This window comes from Lacticaseibacillus zeae subsp. silagei (genome assembly GCF_030770335.1).
Lineage (GTDB): Bacteria > Bacillota > Bacilli > Lactobacillales > Lactobacillaceae > Lacticaseibacillus > Lacticaseibacillus zeae.
This window is the reverse complement of sequence record NZ_CP132484.1, coordinates 1,189,588-1,211,170: the sequence shown is the minus strand read 5'-3', so window position 1 is coordinate 1,211,170 and position 21,583 is coordinate 1,189,588. Positions and strand designations below refer to the sequence as shown.

At 46.7% G+C, this 21,583-nt stretch carries 24 protein-coding genes; 3 read left to right on the top strand and 21 right to left on the bottom strand.

What is annotated here, in order from left to right:
- Positions 1-9: 9 nt before the first annotated feature.
- Positions 10-1,497 (bottom strand): glycosyltransferase family 39 protein, encoded by a 1,488-nt coding sequence (locus LACZS1_RS05820; RefSeq protein ID WP_070650152.1) that lies wholly within the window; start codon positions 1,495-1,497, stop codon positions 10-12.
- A 265-nt stretch (positions 1,498-1,762) separates the two neighbouring features.
- Here LACZS1_RS05820 and LACZS1_RS05815 point away from each other — a divergent pair, with 265 nt between their 5' ends.
- Entirely contained in the window at positions 1,763-2,803 is a 1,041-nt protein-coding gene (locus LACZS1_RS05815) for an acyltransferase family protein (protein WP_070650153.1), read from the top strand.
- A gap of 69 nt (positions 2,804-2,872) precedes the next feature.
- On the opposite strand, the gene LACZS1_RS05810 is transcribed toward LACZS1_RS05815, so the two are convergent.
- From LACZS1_RS05810 to LACZS1_RS05745, 14 genes are all read right to left on the bottom strand, one after another.
- Positions 2,873-3,880 (bottom strand): glycosyltransferase family 2 protein, encoded by a 1,008-nt coding sequence (locus LACZS1_RS05810; RefSeq protein ID WP_070650154.1) that lies wholly within the window; start codon positions 3,878-3,880, stop codon positions 2,873-2,875.
- A gap of 74 nt (positions 3,881-3,954) precedes the next feature.
- The gene (wecB, locus tag LACZS1_RS05805; RefSeq protein ID WP_070650155.1) at positions 3,955-5,097 is read right to left on the bottom strand and encodes a non-hydrolyzing UDP-N-acetylglucosamine 2-epimerase; all 1,143 of its coding nucleotides are present in this window, start codon (positions 5,095-5,097) and stop codon (positions 3,955-3,957) included.
- A 138-nt stretch (positions 5,098-5,235) separates the two neighbouring features.
- Positions 5,236-6,117 carry a hypothetical protein gene (locus LACZS1_RS05800; RefSeq protein ID WP_070650156.1) on the bottom strand — a complete coding sequence of 294 codons (882 nt, stop codon included), beginning with the start codon at positions 6,115-6,117 and terminating at the stop codon, positions 5,236-5,238.
- A gap of 234 nt (positions 6,118-6,351) precedes the next feature.
- Positions 6,352-7,752 carry a sugar transferase gene (locus LACZS1_RS05795; RefSeq protein WP_025012872.1) on the bottom strand — a complete coding sequence of 467 codons (1,401 nt, stop codon included), beginning with the start codon at positions 7,750-7,752 and terminating at the stop codon, positions 6,352-6,354.
- Positions 7,753-7,879: 127 nt separating this feature from the next.
- A complete protein-coding gene (locus tag LACZS1_RS05790) occupies positions 7,880-8,620 on the bottom strand; it encodes a glycosyltransferase family 32 protein (RefSeq protein ID WP_070650157.1) in 741 nt (246 codons plus the stop codon).
- A 22-nt stretch (positions 8,621-8,642) separates the two neighbouring features.
- Positions 8,643-9,398 carry a glycosyltransferase family 2 protein gene (locus LACZS1_RS05785; protein WP_093997896.1) on the bottom strand — a complete coding sequence of 252 codons (756 nt, stop codon included), beginning with the start codon at positions 9,396-9,398 and terminating at the stop codon, positions 8,643-8,645.
- Positions 9,399-9,481: 83 nt separating this feature from the next.
- Complete coding sequence (locus LACZS1_RS05780; RefSeq protein WP_025012875.1) at positions 9,482-10,417, bottom strand: NAD-dependent epimerase/dehydratase family protein; 936 nt, start codon at positions 10,415-10,417, stop codon at positions 9,482-9,484.
- 238 nt (positions 10,418-10,655) lie between these two features.
- Positions 10,656-11,318 (bottom strand): amino acid ABC transporter permease, encoded by a 663-nt coding sequence (locus LACZS1_RS05775; protein WP_010491536.1) that lies wholly within the window; start codon positions 11,316-11,318, stop codon positions 10,656-10,658.
- 15 nt (positions 11,319-11,333) lie between these two features.
- Complete coding sequence (locus LACZS1_RS05770) at positions 11,334-11,978, bottom strand: amino acid ABC transporter permease (protein ID WP_047105698.1); 645 nt, start codon at positions 11,976-11,978, stop codon at positions 11,334-11,336.
- Between the two features lies 1 nt (position 11,979).
- Positions 11,980-12,804 carry a glutamate ABC transporter substrate-binding protein gene (locus LACZS1_RS05765; RefSeq protein ID WP_070650158.1) on the bottom strand — a complete coding sequence of 275 codons (825 nt, stop codon included), beginning with the start codon at positions 12,802-12,804 and terminating at the stop codon, positions 11,980-11,982.
- Positions 12,805-12,855: 51 nt separating this feature from the next.
- Positions 12,856-13,593 (bottom strand): amino acid ABC transporter ATP-binding protein, encoded by a 738-nt coding sequence (locus tag LACZS1_RS05760; protein ID WP_025012879.1) that lies wholly within the window; start codon positions 13,591-13,593, stop codon positions 12,856-12,858.
- Between the two features lie 362 nt (positions 13,594-13,955).
- Complete coding sequence (locus tag LACZS1_RS05755; RefSeq protein WP_070650160.1) at positions 13,956-14,945, bottom strand: DUF6681 family protein; 990 nt, start codon at positions 14,943-14,945, stop codon at positions 13,956-13,958.
- Between the two features lie 20 nt (positions 14,946-14,965).
- Positions 14,966-15,424 carry a hypothetical protein gene (locus LACZS1_RS05750; protein ID WP_070650161.1) on the bottom strand — a complete coding sequence of 153 codons (459 nt, stop codon included), beginning with the start codon at positions 15,422-15,424 and terminating at the stop codon, positions 14,966-14,968.
- 261 nt (positions 15,425-15,685) lie between these two features.
- Positions 15,686-16,138, bottom strand: a complete 453-nt coding sequence (locus LACZS1_RS05745; RefSeq protein WP_070650162.1) for a Fur family transcriptional regulator — start codon at positions 16,136-16,138, stop codon at positions 15,686-15,688.
- Between the two features lie 111 nt (positions 16,139-16,249).
- Between LACZS1_RS05745 and LACZS1_RS05740 the strand changes: the two genes are divergently transcribed.
- Positions 16,250-16,363: a putative metal homeostasis protein gene (locus LACZS1_RS05740; protein WP_010491550.1), complete on the top strand. Its 114-nt coding sequence runs from the start codon at positions 16,250-16,252 to the stop codon at positions 16,361-16,363.
- A 65-nt stretch (positions 16,364-16,428) separates the two neighbouring features.
- On the opposite strand, the gene LACZS1_RS05735 is transcribed toward LACZS1_RS05740, so the two are convergent.
- Together LACZS1_RS05735 and LACZS1_RS05730 are read right to left on the bottom strand one after the other, a co-directional pair.
- Positions 16,429-17,031, bottom strand: coding sequence for a nucleoside/nucleotide kinase family protein (locus LACZS1_RS05735; RefSeq protein WP_274804347.1), 603 nt, complete (start codon positions 17,029-17,031; stop codon positions 16,429-16,431).
- Between the two features lie 107 nt (positions 17,032-17,138).
- The gene (locus LACZS1_RS05730) at positions 17,139-17,546 is read right to left on the bottom strand and encodes a GNAT family N-acetyltransferase (protein ID WP_070650163.1); all 408 of its coding nucleotides are present in this window, start codon (positions 17,544-17,546) and stop codon (positions 17,139-17,141) included.
- A 655-nt stretch (positions 17,547-18,201) separates the two neighbouring features.
- Here LACZS1_RS05730 and LACZS1_RS05725 point away from each other — a divergent pair.
- Positions 18,202-19,326 carry an ArgE/DapE family deacylase gene (locus LACZS1_RS05725; RefSeq protein WP_093997860.1) on the top strand — a complete coding sequence of 375 codons (1,125 nt, stop codon included), beginning with the start codon at positions 18,202-18,204 and terminating at the stop codon, positions 19,324-19,326.
- A 121-nt stretch (positions 19,327-19,447) separates the two neighbouring features.
- Here the strand turns inward: LACZS1_RS05725 and LACZS1_RS05720 are convergent, their stop codons facing one another.
- The 4 genes from LACZS1_RS05720 to yidD all read right to left on the bottom strand — a co-directional run bounded on the left by LACZS1_RS05720 (position 19,448) and on the right by yidD (position 21,576).
- On the bottom strand, positions 19,448-19,747 hold the full coding sequence (locus LACZS1_RS05720) for a glycine cleavage system H family protein (RefSeq protein WP_010488872.1): 300 nt from the start codon (positions 19,745-19,747) through the stop codon (positions 19,448-19,450).
- 10 nt (positions 19,748-19,757) lie between these two features.
- Entirely contained in the window at positions 19,758-20,963 is a 1,206-nt protein-coding gene (locus LACZS1_RS05715; protein ID WP_010488875.1) for an FtsW/RodA/SpoVE family cell cycle protein, read from the bottom strand.
- A 93-nt stretch (positions 20,964-21,056) separates the two neighbouring features.
- Complete coding sequence (locus tag LACZS1_RS05710) at positions 21,057-21,278, bottom strand: DUF2969 domain-containing protein (RefSeq protein WP_010488877.1); 222 nt, start codon at positions 21,276-21,278, stop codon at positions 21,057-21,059.
- A complete protein-coding gene (yidD, locus tag LACZS1_RS05705) occupies positions 21,271-21,576 on the bottom strand; it encodes a membrane protein insertion efficiency factor YidD (protein ID WP_010488878.1) in 306 nt (101 codons plus the stop codon). The genes LACZS1_RS05710 and yidD overlap by 8 nt, the downstream gene beginning before the upstream one ends.
- Between the last annotated feature and the right edge of the window lie 7 nt (positions 21,577-21,583).

Here is a 21,583-nt window from a genome sequence, read left to right as displayed (position 1 = left end):
ACGCGCTACTTAGCGTGATTCTTCAGAACAATCGCGCGTAAACATTTTTTTCTGTATCTTTGTGAGCCACCCATAAAGCGTTGGTACTGCTAACAAAAACAAAACATAGTACTGCTCGAACCGGTATCGTGCTTGGGTTTCCATGAAGATATAGGCAAAGAAGAACATGCCGAAAATCATTGCTGGCAAAAGGTAACTAATCCGACTCGTCACCCATTTTTCGGTAATAACCCGTTTAAATGTTGCCAGAATCGTGCTTGCGTAGATAACCATACCAGAGCAATTTAGCGATGAGATCAACAAAGGATGCTGATCAAGAAATGGTTGATTACCCCCAAGATTGTACTGGTTATCCACATTGCCAATAAAGCCGGTAAAGCGTTTCATGATTTCTTGTATGTCCAAACCATGGGTAAAGACATACCTGAGTTTTTCTGCTGCAGCTTGTTTGTACAGTGAATAATTAAAATGATATTCCTTTAGGTCATAGTAAAGTTGAGATTTTCGGGCGCTAGTCGTATATTTACCGCTAACGCCTTTCCCTGTGAGCCCAATCAGGAACTTGTAGTATGGATTGCCGCCTTTAATACCATACGGCGCTATACCAGAAAGAATAAACAGCTGATTAATGAGCCAGCCTAAGCCCCAAAAAGCTACTAGAAATGCAACGGTCTCTAGCAAACGCTGGCGGCTCTTTTGCTGAACTGCCTGAATGGCCAGTGTTACAACAATTGCAATTGCCACAACGACCGCTGTTGGCCGTAAAACCTGTGCAATCGTGATGCAGACAGCTGCTATCAACAAATTAGGCCAGGATCGACGCTTTAAAACAAAATAAACAGCCAATGCCTCAAGGAGCAATCCTTCATGTTGGTTGTTAATGATCCCCACCCCAATAAACGTAAATGGGAAAAAGGTAAACAGCGCTGCACCAAACATAGCCCGATGGCCATCACAAAACAGTCTGATTGTCTTGTACAGCACTAAGGTTGTTCCCGTCATGACAAGCATTTCAACAATTTTAAAAAATAGCAGCCGTTCGCCAAACACACGCATCAACAGCGAAAGGTAATAGGCATAACCAATCTGGAAATTATAATACCTAAAATAATCACTTGGTCTAGCGGCTTGAGCCTTAAACGTACCGTTGATGATATCGTGTGCACCTTCAAGCAAGACCTGATAATCACTAACAGGCACTGGCCGAAAGATAAAGTTCCAAAAACTCAGAAACACAATGGCAAGCACCGTTAACAAAAGCAACGCTTGACGATCAGAGAGCTTCAACTGACTCAGCTTAAAGATTAAGAAAATGCCGACCAGAATACCCATGCCACCCAACACAAAAGACGGCGTATCCCAAGCCGAACCTTGTAGTATTTGTATCTTAAAAAGACACAGTAAACAAAAGGCAAAAACAGCAACAAGCAGATATCGCCCAAGTTTATTGATTAATGCATTAATACTCTCTAGAAGAACAATTGTACGTCGTCCCATTCTCCACTTCTTCCCCTTCTTCTCGCATTTTAAAACGCCTCGTCATCGGGTTCATATACCCCATCTTGAATATCTATGTATAAAGACTGGCATCCAAGGACAATTTATGCGTCGTCAAGCTTTAATAACCGCGTGACAACTGCAATTATAGTTTGGGTAGACACCTGCCTCCCGGATAAATAGCTTCAAGGCCACGATTAACTCATGTTATACTGGATTTCGGGCATCGATATGACATCGGTTTATTAACGGAGGAACGTTTGCGTTGGATCTTATTCTATTACCATTCATCGGCTTTTTATTTGCTAGTATACGTCCAAGTCAGAACCTTGAAGAAGGCCACCTGGGAAAAAGTGCCACTAACAACCTAAAAGGCATCAGCATCATCTTTATCATTCTGCATCACATCAATCAAGAGCTCAATGGTGTTAGCGGTACTTTCTTTGCTTCGCGACTAACCATGGCCGGTCGACTCGGCGTTGCCATTTTCTTTTTTGTCTCCGGTTACGGTATTATGCGGCAGTATCAGATCAAGGGGCCATCTTACTTAAAGAACTTCCTACCCCATCGTCTGCTGCCCATTATTTTACTTTATCTACTAGCAATGCTGCTTATCTTCCCGATCAAACACCAGCTGATGGGACTGACTTTTAGCCAAGCTGCCATTTCGATGACCAATGGCGCGCCGTTCGTGAATGACAGTTGGTTTGTTTTAGCGATTATTTTTTTCTACTTTGCATTTTGGCTCGGTATGCAAATCTCGCGTGGTCACTCGCTACCATTATTTGCCATTTTGTTTTTGTTGACCGGTCTTTACACGGTTTATATTTGGGATAAAGGTATGGGCGAATGGTTAGTCAACGCAGCCTTTGTCTTTCCGACCGGTGTCCTCTTTGCTTTTTATGAAGACCGCTTCATGCCGCTTATCCGCCGTTTCTATTTGCCGATCATGTTAGGGACGCTGACGGCATTTGCGCTTTTCTTTACTCTAGATGAAATGCATAATCAGTTAAGGTTCCGATTCTTTAGCGAAATCTTCTTCGCTTTAGCTGTCATGATGGTCAGCTATCGCGTTGAGTTTTCGAGCAAGCTCTTTTTAATCAGCAGCGCATGGTCGTTAAACCTGTATCTGTATCATCCCTTCATCGCCAGCTGGTTACATACGATTCCCGCGATTGGTGCCCATAGCGTCGTCTACTCAATCATGGTGATCTTATTAAGCTATTTCGTTGCCGGAATCATTGCCTATGTACAAGTTACCATCAAACAACTGAGGTCCAAACGACTGGCATCAAGAAGTGCTTGATAAGTAAGCAAGCAGAAGCCATTCAGGCCGACTTATGGCCTTTTTATTTTGCTCGTTTTAAAAAACAGTTTATGGTTTCCGCTGCTTTTCAACATCTTTGTCTGCTTTTGGCTGCTTAGATGGTTCATCATGCCAAGTCTGATCACTGATAATAAACCGCGGGCGATGCTTGGTTTCCAGATACGTTTTCCCCACGTATTCACCGATCACGCCCAAACTGAGCAGCTGAATGCCACCCAAAAATGAAACAATGCAAACAATTGAAGCCCAGCCAGCAACAGTAGCACCCTTAATTGCCATGACGACAGCCCAGATCGTACCGATGAAGCCTAAGATACTGACGACGGCACCCAGTTCGGCGATAAATACGATCGGCTTAATTGACAGACTCGTGACGCCATTAATCGCTAAGGCAATCATTTTTGACAGTGGGTAATGGCTCTTACCTGCCAAACGTTCGTGCCTTTCATAATAGACTGACGTACTTTTAAAACCAACAAGCGGGAACATGCCGCGCAGGAAGAGATTGACTTCCTTAAAATCGGCTAAATGTTGCAACACCTTGCTACTGGCCAACCGATAATCGGCATGATTGTAGACAACATCCACTCCCATCACCCGCAAGAACCGATAAAAAGCCTGGGCACTGACGCGTTTAAACCACGAATCGCTTTTGCGGTCTGAGCGAACGCCATAAACAATCTCACAACCGTCTGCGTACGCTGCCAGCATATCTGTCATCGCGTTAAGATCGTCCTGACCATCAGCATCAATAGAAATTGTCACATCAGCGCGATCTTTAGCGACCATCAGTCCGGCTAAAACCGCGTTCTGATGCCCGCGATTGCGACTTTGTTGAATCCCTAAATAATGCGGATCCGTTTGGGCAAATTTTTGAATTAATGGCCAAGTTTGATCTTTTGAGCCATCGTCTACAAACAGAACCCGGCTATTTGCCGCGATCTTTTGCGTTTCGATAAATTCAGAAAGCTTGGCCAGAAATCGTGGTGCCGTGATAGGTAAGACTTTTTCTTCGTTGTAACAAGGAATCACGATCCACAACACCGGAAGTGCCATCTTATATACCCCCTTGACACACGCTCGCCACCACAAGAATCTGTGGTGGCGAGTATGACATGCATGTAACTCATTTACTTGAACGGTGCTGGTCGCGTTTCACGTTTTCCGAATTCATACAAAATCGCATCTAAAATCCGCTGCGACGCATGGCCATCGCCATATGGATTCTTGGCATCTGCCATGCGTTGGTATTCCGCATGATCATCCAGCAACTGCAACATCGCCGTTTTAACCGTCTTCGGATCGGTACCGACCAACTTCAGGGTCCCAGCCTGAACCCCCTCCGGCCGCTCGGTAGTGTCGCGTAACACCAAAACCGGCTTGCCCAACGAAGGGGCTTCTTCCTGCACTCCACCGGAATCGGTCATGATGAAATAGCTGCGCGCGGCTAAGTTATGGAAGTCGACCACGTCCAGCGGTTCAATCAGATGAATCCGTTGGTGATGCCCTAAAATCGAATCAGCTGCTTCCTGAACCACCGGATTTAAATGCACGGGGTAAATGATCTCGATATCCGGATGGCTTTCAACCACATCCCGCATCACTTTAAAGACGCGGCGCATCGGCTCGCCTTGATTCTCCCGGCGATGCATGGTGACTAGAATCATTTTCTTGTTAGGATCAATCAAGTCCAAAACCTCGTGATGATAATCATCCTGGACGGTTTGATCGAGCGCATCAATCGCCGTGTTGCCGGTCACAAAGATCTGCTTGTCAGGATGATGTTCTTGTAACAAATTCGCGCGACTCTGAGCTGTAGGCGCAAAATACAGATCACTCAAAACATCGGTTAACTGGCGATTCATTTCTTCCGGATACGGGCTGTACTTGTTCCACGTGCGCAACCCCGCTTCGACGTGACCGACTTTGGTTTGTTGATAAAAGGCCGAAATACTAGCCGCAAATGTCGTGGTCGTATCGCCATGAACTAGCACAATATCTGGCTCTTCCTTGGCAATGATCTGTCCAAGCTTTAACAAAACATTGCTGGTAATATCCGCCAATGTCTGGCGTGTTTTCATGATGTTCAAGTCGTAGCTTGGCTGAATATGGAAAATTGTCAACACCTGATCCAACATTTCGCGATGCTGGCCGGTAACCACGGTGACCTCCTCAAACTCATCACTACGCCGTTTAAGTCCCAGAACCACCGGCGCCATTTTAATTGCTTCCGGTCGGGTTCCGAATACCGTCATAACTTTGATCTTTGCCAAGTTGGCACCTCACTCTTTTTCTTAATTAAAAACCGTCGCTAGACTGCGACAAATATTTTTAAACTCAGAAAAAAGTATAACAGATTATCGGGTTGGAATCTAAGCTACCTGAACCATCGGCCCTAACAGCTCCCAATACTAGCGGGTTGCTGTACCTACTTGAATGGTGTGCATAGGTTCGAGTCCAGAAATCATATACAAGGCATTGCCTTCTGTCCACGTAATTTGATTTTGTCGAGTGTTCGCATCCGTCACAGCTAAATCGACCGTCCCGTGTGTATCAGGTACCGGCAAGGCATTTTTGGCAAACCATGCGACTGCCTGCTTAGCAAGCGGCAGCGGATCTTCACCGTTAACAGCAGAGGCTTTAACAGTCACAGTCCAACGACCCTCATTCCAAGTCAGATAAGATGATCCGGCTGCACCTTGACTCGCGGCATAAATACCATCTCCAATGGCGACTTGGCGCAATCCCTGCGTCGATCGTGCTGGGGCCACCTGCGCCTGTGCGTCAGCTGCACTCGCATACGTTTTCTTCTGAATGGCCAACTCGGCATTGATATTCTGCAAAGTTGGATCGTTATATGGTAACGCTGACTGCCCTGGACTGAAGAAAATCGAATAATTCGCTTGATCACCAGTTGCAAAGATATTTAAATGCTGTGAGTTTGCAACCGGGTATGAAGCAGGCCACTTGGCATTTGGAATCTGGTTAAATACAGCTTGTTTCAGTGTTGCCAATCTCTGGTCATTTGACGTTGTACCACTCGAGGCCGCTGTTGCAGCTTTTTGCCCAGTCTGACTGGTAGTTGAAGCAGCATTCTGACTACTCGATTGCGCGGAACTTTGACTTGCGCTAGTCTTCCCATTAGACTTTTTTGCTGATGCTTTTTTGGCCTTATGACTCGTCTGGCTGGTCTTAACAGATTCTTTTTGGCTGGTACTTCTTTGATTACTTTGCCCGCAACCCGCAGCAAAGATCAACAACAACACCGGTAATACTAACAGCGTCTTCTTCATTTAAAACGCCTCCCCCTTAATATAACTTAAGTATATGCTTTAATTATAAATAGTTCACTTAATTGACGCACCTACTGGCGGGGGGAGCAAGTTATTAAGAAATTCGTTAAACATTTGAGCGTATGCAAAAATCGGTTCCGGAATGACAAGCCTGTCTTCCCGGAACCGATTCATTCGAATATATGACTGGTCCAATAGCCGTTAAACGGCCGAGACACCGGATTTATGCCACTACTATGACAAGTGCGTGATGTCCTGCTGAACCACCAAGTCATGCAACTTCTGACGTTCCGGTTCCGTGTCTTCCTCAAGTCCCTGCGAGGAAACCTTGTCAAATAAGACCTTAATGGTTTGTAGCAAAATACGGGCATCTAGAAAAATGCTGTAAGTCTTGATATACAGCAGATCAAACTTCAATTTACTGTGGTAGTCGGAAGCGTATTTGCCATAAACCTGCGCGTAACCAGTAATCCCGGCGCGAACATTATGACGCAGATAGTAATGCGGTTCCTGTTGGTTAAACTGATTGACGAAATACGGACGTTCTGGACGAGGCCCAACGATGGACATGTCACCTTTTAAAACATTAAAAATCTGCGGCAATTCATCCAATCGGAACTTGCGTAAATACTTGCCAACCGGTGTAATCCGCGAATCATGCGCTTTAGCCAACACCGGACCAGATTTCGCTTCGGCAGTTGCCGACATCGTGCGAAACTTCAAGATCTTAAACTCTCTTTGATTCAAGGTGATCCGCGTCTGTTTATAAATCACCGGACCTGGTGAAGTTAATTTCACCAATAAGGCCGTGATCAACATAAACGGCGATGCAACGACTAACATTAATAGGGCAACGACAATGTCAAAAATCCGTTTAAGGACGGCGCTTTCGGGCTTAATGCGAAATTGTGTGATGCCCATGACACTTTCATCTTCAAAATTCATCAAGTTTGGTCGCAGCATCATCAAATTGTCAAACGTTGATGGTAACAGGATGGTCTTTTCTTTCTTGATGATGATGTCGATGATTTCCCGGCGCTGTTCATCGGGTAAGCTCTTGGTAAGGTAGAAAATATCCACCTTATCAATAATCTTTTTGGCGTTCTCAACAAAGTGATCTGAGATAACGTAGGTTACTTTATGTTTGTTGTTCTTAGCAGAATGGAAGTTCTCCAAAACAGCAGGTAATTCATGTTCATACGAAAGCACGGCCACCTTGTAGTTACTCGTAAAGTGGATGTACATGTAATATATGAAAACGCGCCAAATACCAAGAATCAGAATACTAAGCACAAACGAATATGCAAGCACCAGTCTTGGAAATGCAAAGAACCGTCCCATGAACGTGATCATGGTTAATCCCAATATGGTAATCGTCTGGGCCAATACCGTATTGAAAATAATGTCACTGATTCGCCGATTATAGTAAACGTAGACGCCTAAGAAAAAGTTAACGAACAGAAAGAGCAGCGAAATGTAAATGGCTGAACCTTCATACATCTTAAAGTTCCATTCGGGAATCTCCGCACCAAACCGCCAGTAAAAGGCGAGCAATATACTTAAATTAAAAAGACCGACATCGCCGATCATCGTCAACAGCCGTTTAAGACCGTTCCATTCGGCACTTTGTTTCATACAGCAACCCTCTCAGTAAATATCTTTGGTTGAAAACAGCTCACTCATTATAGCATATGTTCGGTATTTGTCTGCTGCCGTGAATAGCGATTGGCAAGGCACCTGGGCCGAAACGAATGGTGCAACATCATCGTTGATAAGGAATGCCATCTCGTTCAGCGCTTTTAATCCCACGCCGCGCAGAAATGTCCGCCCACCAATAAGGAAACAGCACTTTAAAGAGATGCTTTAGCCGACCACGTAAGCCAGCATTGGCACTTCCCCAAGAATTATCGAAGAGATGTTCCATGTAGTTAGCATCTTGATTCCGACTTGCATATGTAAAATAATCACGCGGATAAACCACGATTCCCGGTTCTAACTCTTGACGTTGTCCATTCATTCGAAAATCAGGATAAAGTCGCATCAAGATTTTTGTCACAACCGGATTACTGGTCATTTTTTGCATATCATCCTGCAACTCAGGGAATTTCCGTCCAGCATAGACATCTAGAATTTCGGCTAGCAGCGGTGTTTTGGCTTCAGCGCCGATAAATGATGTCAAAATACTATTATCGTACTGAAAACCCCAAACCATCTTGTGATCCAAAAACGGCGCAAGATCCTTCTTGATAATCATATCGGTGTCAAGATAAAATCCGCCATACTGATACAAGACAGCGTACCGCAATTCATCCGCAGCATAGCCAAGTTTGCCCGCTTGGTACATTTTTTCAGAAAATGCATATTTTTTCAAATCAAAGTTTTTGTCATTCCAAAACTTAAATTCCCAGTCCGGCAGCTTCTCTTTCCACTCCTGAACCCTATCCTCGATAAACGATGGCGGTGTGCTGCCAAACCAGGCATAATGAATAATCTTAGGTATCATAGGCTTCCCCCCTCTTTAAATGTCAGCGTTTGTCGGTAATACCCATCAGTGAATAATGCAAAAAGTAATATAAGCTTTTAAAAATATTGAGATGTTCATGCTGCCGATAAATCGTCCATGTCCACTGAGCCGCCTGCAATTTGTTTGAACTCAGCGATGTCTGATGCTTCCGATATTGAGCCAAGATTCGGTCAGACGCAAGGTAGGCAAGCGTTCCGCCACGGGCAATCGACAACCAGCAAGCGTAATCTTCATGATTTATTTTAGGAAATGGATACTTTTGGGCAATTTCCCGAGTCAACATGACGGTCAATAGCCCGATCCGATTGCCTTTTAGCATTTCATGGTAATCCAGACGGGCTTCAGAAATCTTACGCTCACCGATTTTAGTGCCATGATCGTCCACCACATCGTACGAGCAATAAGAGAAAGCTGCTCGATGCTGCCGCATAAATGCGACCTGAAGCTTTAATTTATCGGGAAGCCACAAATCATCGCTGTCCAAAAAAGCAACGTACTGCCCCTCAGCACGTGCCACACCAACATTGCGGGCATTGGCAACACCCTGATTGTCATCGAGGTGAACAAACCGGATTCGACTGTCGCTAGCGGCTAACTGTTGACCGACTTCCGCTGTCTGATCAGTCGAATCATCGTCAATAATGAGCAATTCAAAATCTTTAAAAGTCTGGTCTAAAACTGACTGCACGGTCTTCGGAAGATACGCTGCAGCATTGTAAGCTGGCATCACAACGGAAACTACTGGTGTCTTAACCAAAATATCTCTCCTACAAGCATAAATTAAAGCAAACAACACGAAAAATGACCAGCCATTCGTTACGCGATGACCGATCAATCTTCCTATTGAACCGACGCCACATACTTCGCCAGCCCTTCAGCAAGCGGGGTATGGGTCATGAAATCAAATTGATCCAGTTTAGCTGTCTGGGCATACGAATCGCGAATGTCGCCCAAACGTGGCGCTTTGTGCGTGGCGTGGAGCGTTTTGCCGGTGAGCTTTTCGAGTTCCTTAGCCACTTGATTTAAGCTTGTTTGCTTGCCGTTTGCCACGTTGAAGACATCATCGCGCGCGCTTGGCGTTTCTAGCAAACCGCGAATGGCATGCACCACGTCGCCAACGTAGATGAAGTCGCGAGTTTGTTCACCGTCACCGAAGAACGTGAAGGGTTTGTCCTCCTTCAAGGCGTCCATCATAATTGACAGAACACCGCTGTACGGCGATTTTGGATTTTGCTTTGGCCCGTAGACATTGAAAAAGCGGGTGCAGACCATTGGCATATCGTATAACCGCCCGTAGTTTAAGACTGCGCGTTCGGTTGCAAACTTGTCGACCGCATATTGAGTCAGCGGTTTGACCGCCATGTCCTCTTTCTTTGGCAGTTCAGGCGAATCGCCATAAACAGCGGCTGAACTGGCAAAGAAAAGTTTCTTATAGGCGATCTTTTGTGTCCGCAAGGTTTCAATGATATTTAAATTGGCTTCCTGGTTAACCTGGTGGGTTGCGTATGGCCGCTCAACGGAATCGGCAACACTGGCAATGGCGGCCAACAGCACGATGTAATCGAACTGGCCTTCCATCAGAAGTTGGGACATGAAGGCATGATCGGTGATGCTATGTTCATAAAATGTAATCCGGCTGGAATCAGGAATATTGGTTCGCAAGCCCATCGATAAATCATCGACAATGGTGATCGTATTATCAGGATCCGTTAACAACAGCTCGGTTAAATTGGATCCGATAAACCCGGCGCCACCGGTCACTAAGTAACTACTCAAGATAATTTCCTCCGTCTTGCTGGTTTTATTTCTCTCCTATGGTATCACAGCCGCGCCCGAACCACCGCAGCTTATACCAAATGTTAGGAAAATGATAAGAACCGTTCCAAATGGCACCCTGCTTGCCAATACCGCACACGCAACATTTGAATCCGTCCCCATATACTAAATCGACTCTGGCAGTACACATTGATGTGCTGTCAGAGTCGATTTTGGTGATATTCACCTGCTTAAAAACCTAGTTCGACTGCACCAATCGCCGATCCAACCAGCGACTTGCCAACGACAAGGCATAGTTGACAACAAAATACATCACAGCTAACGCAACAAACATGGGAATCATGTAGTTAATGTTCTGCCCATATATGATTTGCGCGTGGTACGTCGCTTCTGGCAACAGGATAATCGTGGCTAGTGACGTGTCTTTGACCAGTGAGATGAACTGGCTGACAATCGGCGGAATCATTTTCTTAAGCGCCTGAGGCATGATGATGTAGCGCATCGCCTGATAAAATGTCAGGCCATTGCTGCGGGCTGCTTCCATCTGACCGCGCGGGACGGCGTTGATGCCGGATCGGACGATTTCGGCCAACATTGCCGATTCGAAAATGCTCATCGCCACAATGGCCGCAATGATGACGTTTAGGCGAATGCCGATTTCCGGCAACGCAAAGTAGGTGAAGAACAAGATCAGCAGCAGTGGCAAATTCCGAATCACATCAATAACAAAGCCGACAATCGCGGAAAAATATTTAATGTTGACATAACGTGCTAAGCCTAAAATCACCCCGAGAACGAAGCTGAAGAAGATGGAGGCTACGGAAACTTCCAAGGTCACGCCTAATCCCTGAAGCAGGTAGCGTAAATTAATCCAAGAATACGCGTCGATAAAATTATGCATCAGTCCTGCTCCTTTCTATGCGGTAACCCATTTTTTCTCAAGATAACGCATCAGATAACTTAACGGCATGGTCAAGATGAGATAAAGGATTCCGACGATCAGGTAAGTGTCAAACGTCGAAAATGTCGTTGCCGCAATGAGTTTGCCTTGATACATCAGATCGAAGCCGGCAACGAAGGCCAGAACCGAACTGTTTTTCACCAAGTTAATAAACTGATTGCCCAGCGGCGGGATGACTATTTTGAATGCCTGCGGGAAAATGATCTGCGTCATCGCTTGCGTATAGCTCATCCCGATACTGCGGGCGCCTTCCATTTGACCGCTGGGAACCGCTTCGATCCCTGCGCGCACGGTTTCAGCGATAAACGCACTCGTATAGATCAACAGGCCAATCGTGCCGGCGGTGAAGCCATCGATTTTGACGATAAATTGCGGCACGATCACGTAGAAGGCTAACGTGATGACCAGCAGTGGAATATTTCGCACCACCTCGACATAAATTCGGCCGATGATGCGCAGCGCCTTGAACGGGGAAATTTCCATTAAGGCAAACAAGGTGCCGATGATCAGACTGCCAATCAAGGCAAGGATGCTGGCTGCCAAGGTATAGCCAAGGCCTGAAAGAAAGGTGTTCCAGTTATTGGTAAGAATTGACCACATATCATTCCACCTCCTTAAGACTGAACCCTGGCACATCGCCAAACCACTTTTTAATTAACTTGGCATAAGTACCGTTTTGCTTGAGTTGTTTGATCGCCTTATTGACTGCCTTGACAAACGGCCGCTGCCCTTTGTTGATGGCAATCCCATAAGGTTCCTTGGTAAAGGTGCCACCGGTGACAATGTAGCGGTTGTCCTGTTCCGACATCCCGTACAAGATCCCATTATCGGTGGTAAGTGCATCTCCTTGCCCGGACTTCAACGCAGTAAACGCCTGGGCATAATCAGCTAGCTGCAGCACAGTTGTATCCGGCGCGGCTTTTTTGACGTTGTCGACCGAGTTGGAACCCTGCACGCCAATGACCTTCGTCCCTTTCTTCAGGTCCTTCACGGTTTTAATGGGACTCCCTTTTTTAACCAAAAGACTTTGGCCGGCATTAAAATAAACATCGGAAAAATCCAGAATCTTCTGACGCTCTGGGGTAATCGTCATGGTAGCAATCACCGCGTCAACGTTGCCACCTTTGAGCATCGGTACCCGCGTGTCACTGGTCACTTGAACCAGCTGAGCGTTCCCCTTCTTGCCTAAAATCTGTTTGGTCACGGCTTTGGCCATATCAACATCAAAGCCTTCGATTTTATCGGTTTTAATATTCATCAAACCAAAAAGTCGGGTGTCGGCTTTAACGCCCCACACAATGGTATTGGTCGCCTTGGCATGGCTCAAAATATCCCGATCTGCGACACTTTTCCCGCAACTGCTAAGCGGTATCATCATTAACAACAACACCAGCGGCAGGAGCATGCGTTTCCACATCTTTTTCATCTAACACACCTGCTTTCATAAAGTATCCCATCCGTAACTGGTCTTGTTGGGCTAATGATTGATGATCTTACTGATAAATTCCTTGGCCCGCGGTTCTTGCGGATCATCGAAGAATTGGTTGACATCGCTGGAGTCGACCAGAATCTGGCCATCATCCATGAAAACAATCCGGTTGCCCACGTGGCGGGCAAAGCCCATTTCGTGCGTCACTACGACCATCGTCATCCCTTGCTCGGCAATCTTTTGCATGACATCCAGCACGTCACCGATCATTTCCGGATCCAGCGCACTGGTCGGTTCGTCGAATAAAATGGCTTTCGGCTTCATGGCAAGACTACGGGCAATTGCAACACGCTGCTGCTGACCACCGGATAACTCGCCGGGAAAACTGTCCGCCTTGCTTTCCAGCCCAACCATCTTAAGCAAATCGCGGGCTTCCTGTTCAACTTCAGCTTTATCACGCTTCAGCACGAGATCCGGCCCGAGCGTGACATTTTGCAACACGTTCTTGTTGGCATACAGATTAAAATGCTGAAAAACCATGCCGACATTTTTGCGAATGCGGTTCATGTCGGTTTTCTTGTCGGCTAAATCAAAATCATTGACAATTAACTGACCGGACGTGATCCGCTCAAGCCCATTGATGCAGCGCAACAAGGTGCTTTTACCAGACCCGGAAGGCCCGATTATCGTGACCACCTCACCACGATCGACTGTTAGATTAATATTTTTTAATGCTTGGAATTTGCCAAAATACTTGTTAACGTCATGAAATTCAATCATTGACATTTTGGAGGACCTCCTTGGGTTCACTAGCTCTTATCATGGATTTTACATAGAAAACTAATGATGCGCAAATATTTCTTTTAAAAAGTGAGCATTTATTCGGTGGAAAAAACGAAAAATGCCGGTTTTTGGGACTTTTGCGGATGGAACCGCGATGTGGGAATTTGGTGTGCAGATATTGCAGAAACGGATGGCTTGTTTCTCAGCACGACGAAAAGGCTTTCGCACGCAAACTAATATTTTATCTGTAATCACAAACAAAGCCAAGCAAAAAGCCGCGGCATTTCACATTGACTGATCGTCAACGTGAAATACCGTGACTTGCTGACACTATTTTCATACGGAAAGTGACACCGTGTCACTCCTTATTTCTGATGCCTTCTACTTTCCCGGGTTGGAAATTGCTCGGACGCTTGTTGCTCCAGCTTGGTCGTCGCATCGTCATCAAGGGCGTGGCGTCTTTCTCTGGTCTCCTGTGGCGCTTCTGGCTGGCGACCCTCCACTGAATGCGTGTCAGTGTCTGCCTTTTCTTGAGACGCTGCTGGCGACTTATCCTGATAAGCCAGCTGCACTGTCAGGCTGTATGGCTGCGATTCTTTACGCAACCCACTGCGACCCAACAACTTCTGCTCGCCGCCAATCAGAAAAACGTTGGCCGCCACCAGATGATAGTCCTGCGCCGCTTTTTCAACCGGCAACAAGCCCACCCGCTCAACAGTTGCGATGGGTTTGGCCGTCAGCGCGTTTAAGCCACCGGTAATAATCAGCTGATCGTTGACATGTTGCAAATCAAAAAACGGCAACGGATAGGGTGCGCCAATAGCGAGAACCGGTTTCTGCGTCTCCTGCGCAACCCGTTCAATCGCTTTGTCGTCCAAGCCCTGATAATTCAAGCTCAAAACGCCTTGCTTAACCAAACTGGCAACCAACGCATCAAGATTCGCTTGTTGGTCATCGGTTAGCGTAACATCGGCCGTCAGCAGTTGCTCTTGAGAAAACACGCCATTAGGCGGTGCCGCGCCTAATTGCGTTTTCAGCTCATTTTCAACAGCGGTTTTCTTTGCGCCATTGCTGCCCAGCCATTTTTCAACGGTTGGCGAAATATCAAATCGGGTTGTCTTGTTCGTGAAGTAATACAGGAAGTTCAACCCAATAAAATACAAAAAGACAACAAACGCCAGCAGGAACAACGCCCCGCGGATCCGAAAATCCGGATAACGCAGGTTTTCAATCGCAACATAGAGCAAGTAAAAATTAGCGAAAAATGCCACCCACGTGAAGGCCTTGCCTTTGGGTTTATCAGCAATGTTAAAGTAGCCCAGCACGCGGTTGATAATATCAATAACAGTTAACATGATTTCATCCTTTCCGCGGCTTATTGGCCATTCGTGCCGGTTGTGTCAGTTCCTTGATCAGTACTTGTCTGGTTCTGATCAGTCGTTTGCCCATTATTGGTTGAAGCGGTGCTTGGTGTGGACGTCACAGAAGATGTTGACGCCTTTGAGGTCGAAGTTGCCGAACTCGGTGTCGACGTTGCACTCGCGGTACTGGTCGTTTCGTTGTTGTTCTCCTCATGACTCGGCTGCGTCTGCGACTGGCTAGCAGCAGACGGCTGGGACGCCGGAGTTTGACTTGGTTCCGGTTTTGACGAGGCTGAACGCGCAGCCTTAGAAGCCGATTCGGATTTTATTTTGGATACCAACGAACTCTGATCGGTTGCCGATTTAGGCTGATTGACCGGGTTAATCGTATTAACAATGTTATACGCACTAATCAAAACAATCAGCGAAACAATGGCAGTCGGCGGTAATAATGGCGGTGTTCGATAAGCCATGTAGCCAGCTCCTTTCATTCATCGTTTCATTTTACCCCAAAAGTAGCAGGAAGCACCTTAAGTTACCGCTAAAATTATACGCTACTTATAGCGTTGGCCAAAGTGGTGCGCTTTTCAACAATCGTGAGATGGCTACCAATGCATGAGCCACATTTGAAACATGCAACACGACGCATAACTAAAAAAGACATCAGAGAATGGCTATCTCTGGTGCCGATACATCTACGGAGCACATCTGCTTCATTTACTTGCAACTGTTCGTTAGGCGTTAGCTTCTTTTAAACTGTTCGCGCGCTTCTGGCAGTCCGCGCATAAACCATAAAGTTCAAAATTGTGGCTTTGAATTTTAGCGCCCGGAACCTGATCTTCAAAGTAATTCAACGGACACATTTTAAGTTCAATCACTTTGCCGCAGTTCGTACAGATAAAATGGTGATGATGCGGATGCTGGAAATCACACTGCAGTTTAACCACGATTTGATCGTCTTGCATGCGACTTTCCAGGATGCCCATTTCGATGAATGATTTGACGTTGCGATAAATCGTATCATGCGACACCCCGGGGAATTGTGTGCGCATATACCGATCCAGAATCGTGACGGCCGTATACCGATGCTGGTTCCTGCCCAGATAGTCAACCATTGACTCACGTTGTTTGGTGACCCGGTAACCGTGTTGTTTTAACTGTTTTAATGCAATTGTTGTGTTGTCCATGGAATTAAACCCCTTTGGCTTGACACTTTAATTGAAGACGTGTAATGTATCAAATCGTACTGATTACGATTAGTACCATTTAGTGTAACACGCCTGACAGGAGGAAGCAATATGGCTGAAAAAACCGATTATGCATCTGCTGCACGTCGTTTAAAAAGTAAGAATCCCAAGACCCGTTCACGCGCTAAACGTGTGATTAAGGCCGTTAAGAAACCGACTAAATAACCATTGACAGATACCAAAATAGATTGAACGTGGCCTTTTGCTATCACATAGCGAAGGGTCACGTTTTATTTTTGTTCCGGATTCAGCGACATTAAACCGCAACTTTTAAGCGCCAGATCTTTCATGAACCGATCAACCTGTTCCCGCGCTTCATCCCAACTGTCATTTTTGATCACTGTTGCAAACGGCTTGAGTTCATCTGGCAAGGTTAAATCCCGCTTATATTCAGGACTTTTCAGCCGCGCCGCCACCATCGCTGGATCATCGCCGCGGCCCAGTAAGCGATCTTTCAAAACAGTCGGATCATCAATGGTGAGGAATAATACCACGACTTCTTTAGAGAGCTCCTGAACATAAGTGATCGCCCCTTTAGTATCCAAGACAATACTTAAAAAAGGATGCTTCGCCCAATTTTTCTCGAGCGATTCATGTGAGGAACCATATTCATAGCCAGCATAAGTGACCTTTTCGATAAAATGTTTCGTTGCAAAACTTGCCGGCGTTTCAAAATAATAATCGACGCCATTCTTTTCACCCTTACGAGCCGGACGGGTGGTATGCGTCATCACCCGATGAATTCGGTAGTTATCGCGCAGATACGCGCTCACCGTTGTTTTGCCGGTACCTGTTGCCCCTGTGATCACAATCAACTTATGCGCCGCTTTCATGATCCGCCTCCTTGAATATTGCCTCGATTGTACCAAATCAGCGCCGATTCGTCAGCTGAAAATCAACAATGAGCGGTAAATCAAGCTAGCCTTTTCCACTCAAAACCTTAGGACAAGTCCTGGTAAAAAGCGACCACCCCAAAATGATCGCTCGACACAAACCCAATCTTCTCATAAAAGGCTCGTGTGTCTGGCTGATCATCCGTCAACAAAATCCGCTGCCGCACTTCCGGATAGTGATCGACCAATGCGTTTACCAATTGGCGGCCAATCCCTTGACGTTGATAGTTGGGAAGCACCAGCAGATCCTGTATGAAAAGAATCGTTTCGCCATCCCCTACTGCTCGAATCAACCCCACTAAACGGTCCCCATCAAAGGCACCCAGAACCATGAGCGACTGCGCCAAGGCTCGTTTTAGTTTTGCGGGATTGCGCGTGTACGTGACCCATCCAACGGCTTGATATAAAGCCAATACAGCTTCGTCATCAAGTTTGCGATTATCAATCTTGATCATCCCTGTCCCCTCCTCGTGTAGTCGGTGCTTCGCTGTGTTAGCTTGATTGAATGATAAAAGGACTATGAAAGTAGCAGCTCGCGTTCAGCTTGACGTGCCGGGTTTTCCATAACGCGCTCCCCAGCGCAGAAGCCTTGCGTGTAAGGACCTTGGTCGCAATGGCCAAAGACCGGCCATCACGTCCAAGGCCACTTACACTCCGGCTTCTAACCGCGCTGGCTCACGCCCACAAAAAAGAAGCCCACCTCTAACCCAAGACAGTTAGAAGTGAGCTTCACCCACGGTACCATTCTAATTGGCCGTGCTGTGCGCGACCCACTCACCGGACGGATTCATCCGGGAGCGCGTTAATGGGCGCTGACCATCACAGCCTTACAAAAAAATGTTCGGTGTGCCGTGTGCACTAAGCCATATTCACGCGCGCTTGCAACCCCGCTCTCATCAATTCGGGTTTTCTGTAGTGTCTCGCGACCGCTACTCACTTAGTCCGTTTATCATCAATTTCAAGTTTGTATTCATGAGTTTAGCACAAATTTTTTAGTAGTCAAACATTGAATTTTAATTCAAAAAGAGTGTAAGCTTGCTTCAACATTGGCCGTCGGTGAAAAGTTCAATTAAGCGGCCATGAAACATCGCACTGAAAGGATGAGCAAATATGACAGATCCTGTTGCACTGTTGCAAAAATTAATTCGCATTGACTCAGCAAACGGTCATGAGCTGGCTGTGGCAAAAGTCTTGCAGGCTGAGTTTGAGGCCGCCGGTATTCCTACCAAACTGATCCCGTACAAAGATGATCGGGTTAATTTGGTGGCGGAACTTAATCAAGGTGACCAAGTGCTTGGCTTCACCGGTCACCAAGATGTGGTTAGTCCCGGCGACGAGTCTGCATGGACGTATCCGCCTTTTTCCGGAAAAATTGTCAACAATGTCATGTATGGACGCGGCACCGATGACATGAAAAGCGGTCTGGCGGCAATGACACTCGCGCTCATCGCTTTGAAGCAAGCCGGTTTTAAACATCACATTCGGTTCATGGCAACGGTTGGTGAAGAATTTGGCGCGATGGGTGCACGGCAACTCACTGAACAAGGCTATGCGGATGATTTGGCAGGCTTAATCGTTGGCGAACCAACCGACAAATTGCTGCAGTATGCGCATGGCGGGACCGTCAACTACGAAATCGATAGTGAAGGCGTCTCGGTTCATAGTTCACGGCCGGAAAAAGGCGTCAACGCCATTGATGGGTTAGTGGCCTTTGCCGAACGGGAGCCAACTGCCTTTGATCAAGCACCGGACGACCCGGATCTAGGCGTCTTTCGCCATTCAATCACGGTGATCAACGGTGGCGATCAAGTCAACACGATTCCCGCCCACGCCTATCTACGCGGCAACTTACGGCCAACTCCGGCTGCCAATATTGACTTAGTCGTCGACCTGTTGAAACAATTAGTCGAGCGGGCCAATCAAGCTACGTCTGCCAAATTAACGCTCAAGGTCTTGCATCGGTTCCTGCCAGTGCACTCCGACAAAAATGGTCACCTTGTCACCACTGCTAATCAGGCAATTGCCGCTGTCACCGGTACGCCGGCGCAACTCGCAGTGGCATATGGCGGCACCGACGCGTCTGAATTCATTCGCTCTGACAACCACTTTGATGTCATCGTCTATGGTCCCGGCGATAATCATTTCAGCCACCAAATCGATGAACACGTCGACTTAGACAGCTACACGACCGCCATCAAAACCTACCAGGAGATGGCAAAGCGGTTCTTCGCCTGACACTTTTGCCGTCAAAAAGTTAAAACAAACTAAAAAGCAGCCAAAACATCATTTTTGATGTCAGCTGCCTTTTAGTTTGGCTGCGTCACGCACTCGTCAAGTCAATGGCAAGTGATCACTGCTATTTAGTTGAGACAGTCACAACCCAATTGTGATTGTGATCAGTTTCGTCTAACAAAGCCGGTTTGTCGCCAAGTTCTTGGTGAACATCCACAACAGTCCCGGCAAGTGGTGCCTCAAGATCGAGGACAGCCTTTTCCGCTTCCACACTCAAAAACGGTTTGCCAACCGTTAAACTTGTTCCAACTTGCGGTAAATCAACAAACTTGATTTTGCCTAATGTTTCCTGTGCATCCTCGGTTAACCCCAAACGAACCTGACCCGCAGCCAGTTCGTCTTGCCAAAAATAAGTCGTTGCCATTTTCTCGCTCCTATTCAAAATCTTCTGTGTCGCGGCTGAACATATAACTTGTATGGTGATAGCGCATCGAGAGGACCATACCGACCGATAGCATATTCGCAAGCAGGAATGAACCCCCTTGTGAAATGAACGGTAGCGGAATCCCGGTTAATGGCAACAAGCCGATGTTCATGCCAATGTTTTCAAACACGTGGAATAAGATCATCATGATGACACCGGTCGAAATGTAAGCATAAAACTCGTTCTTGGTATCGAACGTGACCCGAATCATCTGATAGATCAACATAAAGTATAACAGAATCAGCACCGCTGCGCCGACAAACCCGAATGCTTCGCCAATCACGGAAAAAATCATATCCGATTCCCGCACTGGTACCGCAACGGCCATGTGGAACGGGCCTTTTCCGGTTAGCTGCCCTGATCCGATCGCCTTCATCGATTGCCATAATTGGTAACTATCGCCACTGGTACTGCCGGACGGGTTCAGCCACGAATCAATTCGAGCAAACTGATACGTTTTGAAGCCAATTGAACCCAAGAACGCCCGACCCCATGACTGTGTGACCAGCAAAATGGCCAGCGTTCCTATCGCAGCCGCTCCCAAGGCAATCGGTAATAGGATCCGCCAATTAATGCCCGCCACCAAGGTGACTCCGGCAAAAATGGCTAGAAAGACCAACGTTGTCCCGAAGTCATTTTGCAACTTCATCAAGATGGCAATCGGAAGGGTCCACAACACCATGCGGCCAATTAATTTCCAATCGTTTTGGATCGTGTGCGAATAAGCTGCATTGTGCTGGGTGACGACTCGGCTTAGCATCAAAATATACGCCGGTTTCATGATTTCCGAAGGTTGGAAACTGATTGGTCCAAGCGCAAACCAGCTTTTAGCACCGGTATTAATTTCAGTTGCCCGGTCATAAAAAATCAGAACTGCGATCATCAAAAAGATCCCGATGCCATACAAATAAGGCGCAATTCGCCACAGCTGTTCTGCATCAAACCGCATGACGAAGAAGATCCCGACGCCACCAATCGCGTACCAGGCCGCCTGCATAATCGTGGCCCTGACCGGATTCTGCGAAGTCGAACCATCATGAGACGCCGCCAGATAAATTGACACTAAACCGATCAGCGCCAGCAGCATGACTGACAAAATGATGCCATAGTCGATGCGATCGCCTTCAGAATTTGATTTAATTTCATGCGATTCCACGGCGAACCTCCTTTAACGCTCTTTGTTTACGCGCTGTTTAAAACGCGCTTACTGGGTTAGAAACCGCCCCAGTTCACGCTCTTCCGATTCACGTCATCCTTGATGCAAATGATATTCCGCAATCAACGCGTTGACAGCGTCATCCAGACTTTTAAAGCGATTTGGCTTGTCTGAACCGGCAACGTAAGCAGCAAAACGAGTGCCATCCGGTTCAATAAACCCAATTTCCTGATCACCGATTTTTAACACCGAAACCGTATGGCCATTGCGGGTTTCATCCGTTTGGGTGACCTTGATGTTTCTTTCTTTAGCCATGATGGCCTCCTAGCTTATGATTAAGATTTTGAATATCGCTGAGATCCAAGTCATTTTCAGGATGCGGGTTCCGCCGCAACGTAAAATAAGCCGGGACCGGATCAAGCCCACCTTTAACAAAGGGGTTGCACCGCAAGATCCGGGCAATCCCCATGAGTGTCCCTTTAATGGCGCCATGTCGCTGCAACGCCTGAATCATGTACGTCGAACAGGTCGGATAATACCGGCAGCTCGGTGGCAATAACGGGGAAATAAATCGCTGGTAGCCCCGCACCAGCCAGGTCAGGATTTGCTTCATGTCCACT

Bases quoted from the DNA above. Each gene is read 5' to 3' on its own strand.
- LACZS1_RS05760 (WP_025012879.1), bottom strand. From the start codon at position 13,593: ATGTCAATGATTGAATTTCATGACGTTAACAAGTATTTTGGCAAATTC.
- LACZS1_RS05775 (WP_010491536.1), bottom strand. From the start codon at position 11,318: ATGCATAATTTTATCGACGCGTATTCTTGGATTAATTTACGCTACCTG.
- LACZS1_RS05810 (WP_070650154.1), bottom strand. From the start codon at position 3,880: ATGGCACTTCCGGTGTTGTGGATCGTGATTCCTTGTTACAACGAAGAA.
- LACZS1_RS05735 (WP_274804347.1), bottom strand. From the start codon at position 17,031: ATGAAAGCGGCGCATAAGTTGATTGTGATCACAGGGGCAACAGGTACC.
- LACZS1_RS05725 (WP_093997860.1), top strand. From the start codon at position 18,202: ATGACAGATCCTGTTGCACTGTTGCAAAAATTAATTCGCATTGACTCA.
- LACZS1_RS05750 (WP_070650161.1), bottom strand. From the start codon at position 15,424: ATGGCTTATCGAACACCGCCATTATTACCGCCGACTGCCATTGTTTCG.
- LACZS1_RS05730 (WP_070650163.1), bottom strand. From the start codon at position 17,546: ATGATCAAGATTGATAATCGCAAACTTGATGACGAAGCTGTATTGGCT.
- LACZS1_RS05745 (WP_070650162.1), bottom strand. From the start codon at position 16,138: ATGGACAACACAACAATTGCATTAAAACAGTTAAAACAACACGGTTAC.
- LACZS1_RS05755 (WP_070650160.1), bottom strand. From the start codon at position 14,945: ATGTTAACTGTTATTGATATTATCAACCGCGTGCTGGGCTACTTTAAC.
- LACZS1_RS05820 (WP_070650152.1), bottom strand. From the start codon at position 1,497: ATGGGACGACGTACAATTGTTCTTCTAGAGAGTATTAATGCATTAATC.
- LACZS1_RS05790 (WP_070650157.1), bottom strand. From the start codon at position 8,620: ATGATACCTAAGATTATTCATTATGCCTGGTTTGGCAGCACACCGCCA.
- LACZS1_RS05800 (WP_070650156.1), bottom strand. From the start codon at position 6,117: ATGAAGAAGACGCTGTTAGTATTACCGGTGTTGTTGTTGATCTTTGCT.
- LACZS1_RS05710 (WP_010488877.1), bottom strand. From the start codon at position 21,278: ATGGCTAAAGAAAGAAACATCAAGGTCACCCAAACGGATGAAACCCGC.
- LACZS1_RS05770 (WP_047105698.1), bottom strand. From the start codon at position 11,978: ATGTGGTCAATTCTTACCAATAACTGGAACACCTTTCTTTCAGGCCTT.
- yidD (WP_010488878.1), bottom strand. From the start codon at position 21,576: ATGAAGCAAATCCTGACCTGGCTGGTGCGGGGCTACCAGCGATTTATT.
- LACZS1_RS05795 (WP_025012872.1), bottom strand. From the start codon at position 7,752: ATGAAACAAAGTGCCGAATGGAACGGTCTTAAACGGCTGTTGACGATG.
- LACZS1_RS05765 (WP_070650158.1), bottom strand. From the start codon at position 12,804: ATGAAAAAGATGTGGAAACGCATGCTCCTGCCGCTGGTGTTGTTGTTA.
- LACZS1_RS05720 (WP_010488872.1), bottom strand. From the start codon at position 19,747: ATGGCAACGACTTATTTTTGGCAAGACGAACTGGCTGCGGGTCAGGTT.
- LACZS1_RS05740 (WP_010491550.1), top strand. From the start codon at position 16,250: ATGGCTGAAAAAACCGATTATGCATCTGCTGCACGTCGTTTAAAAAGT.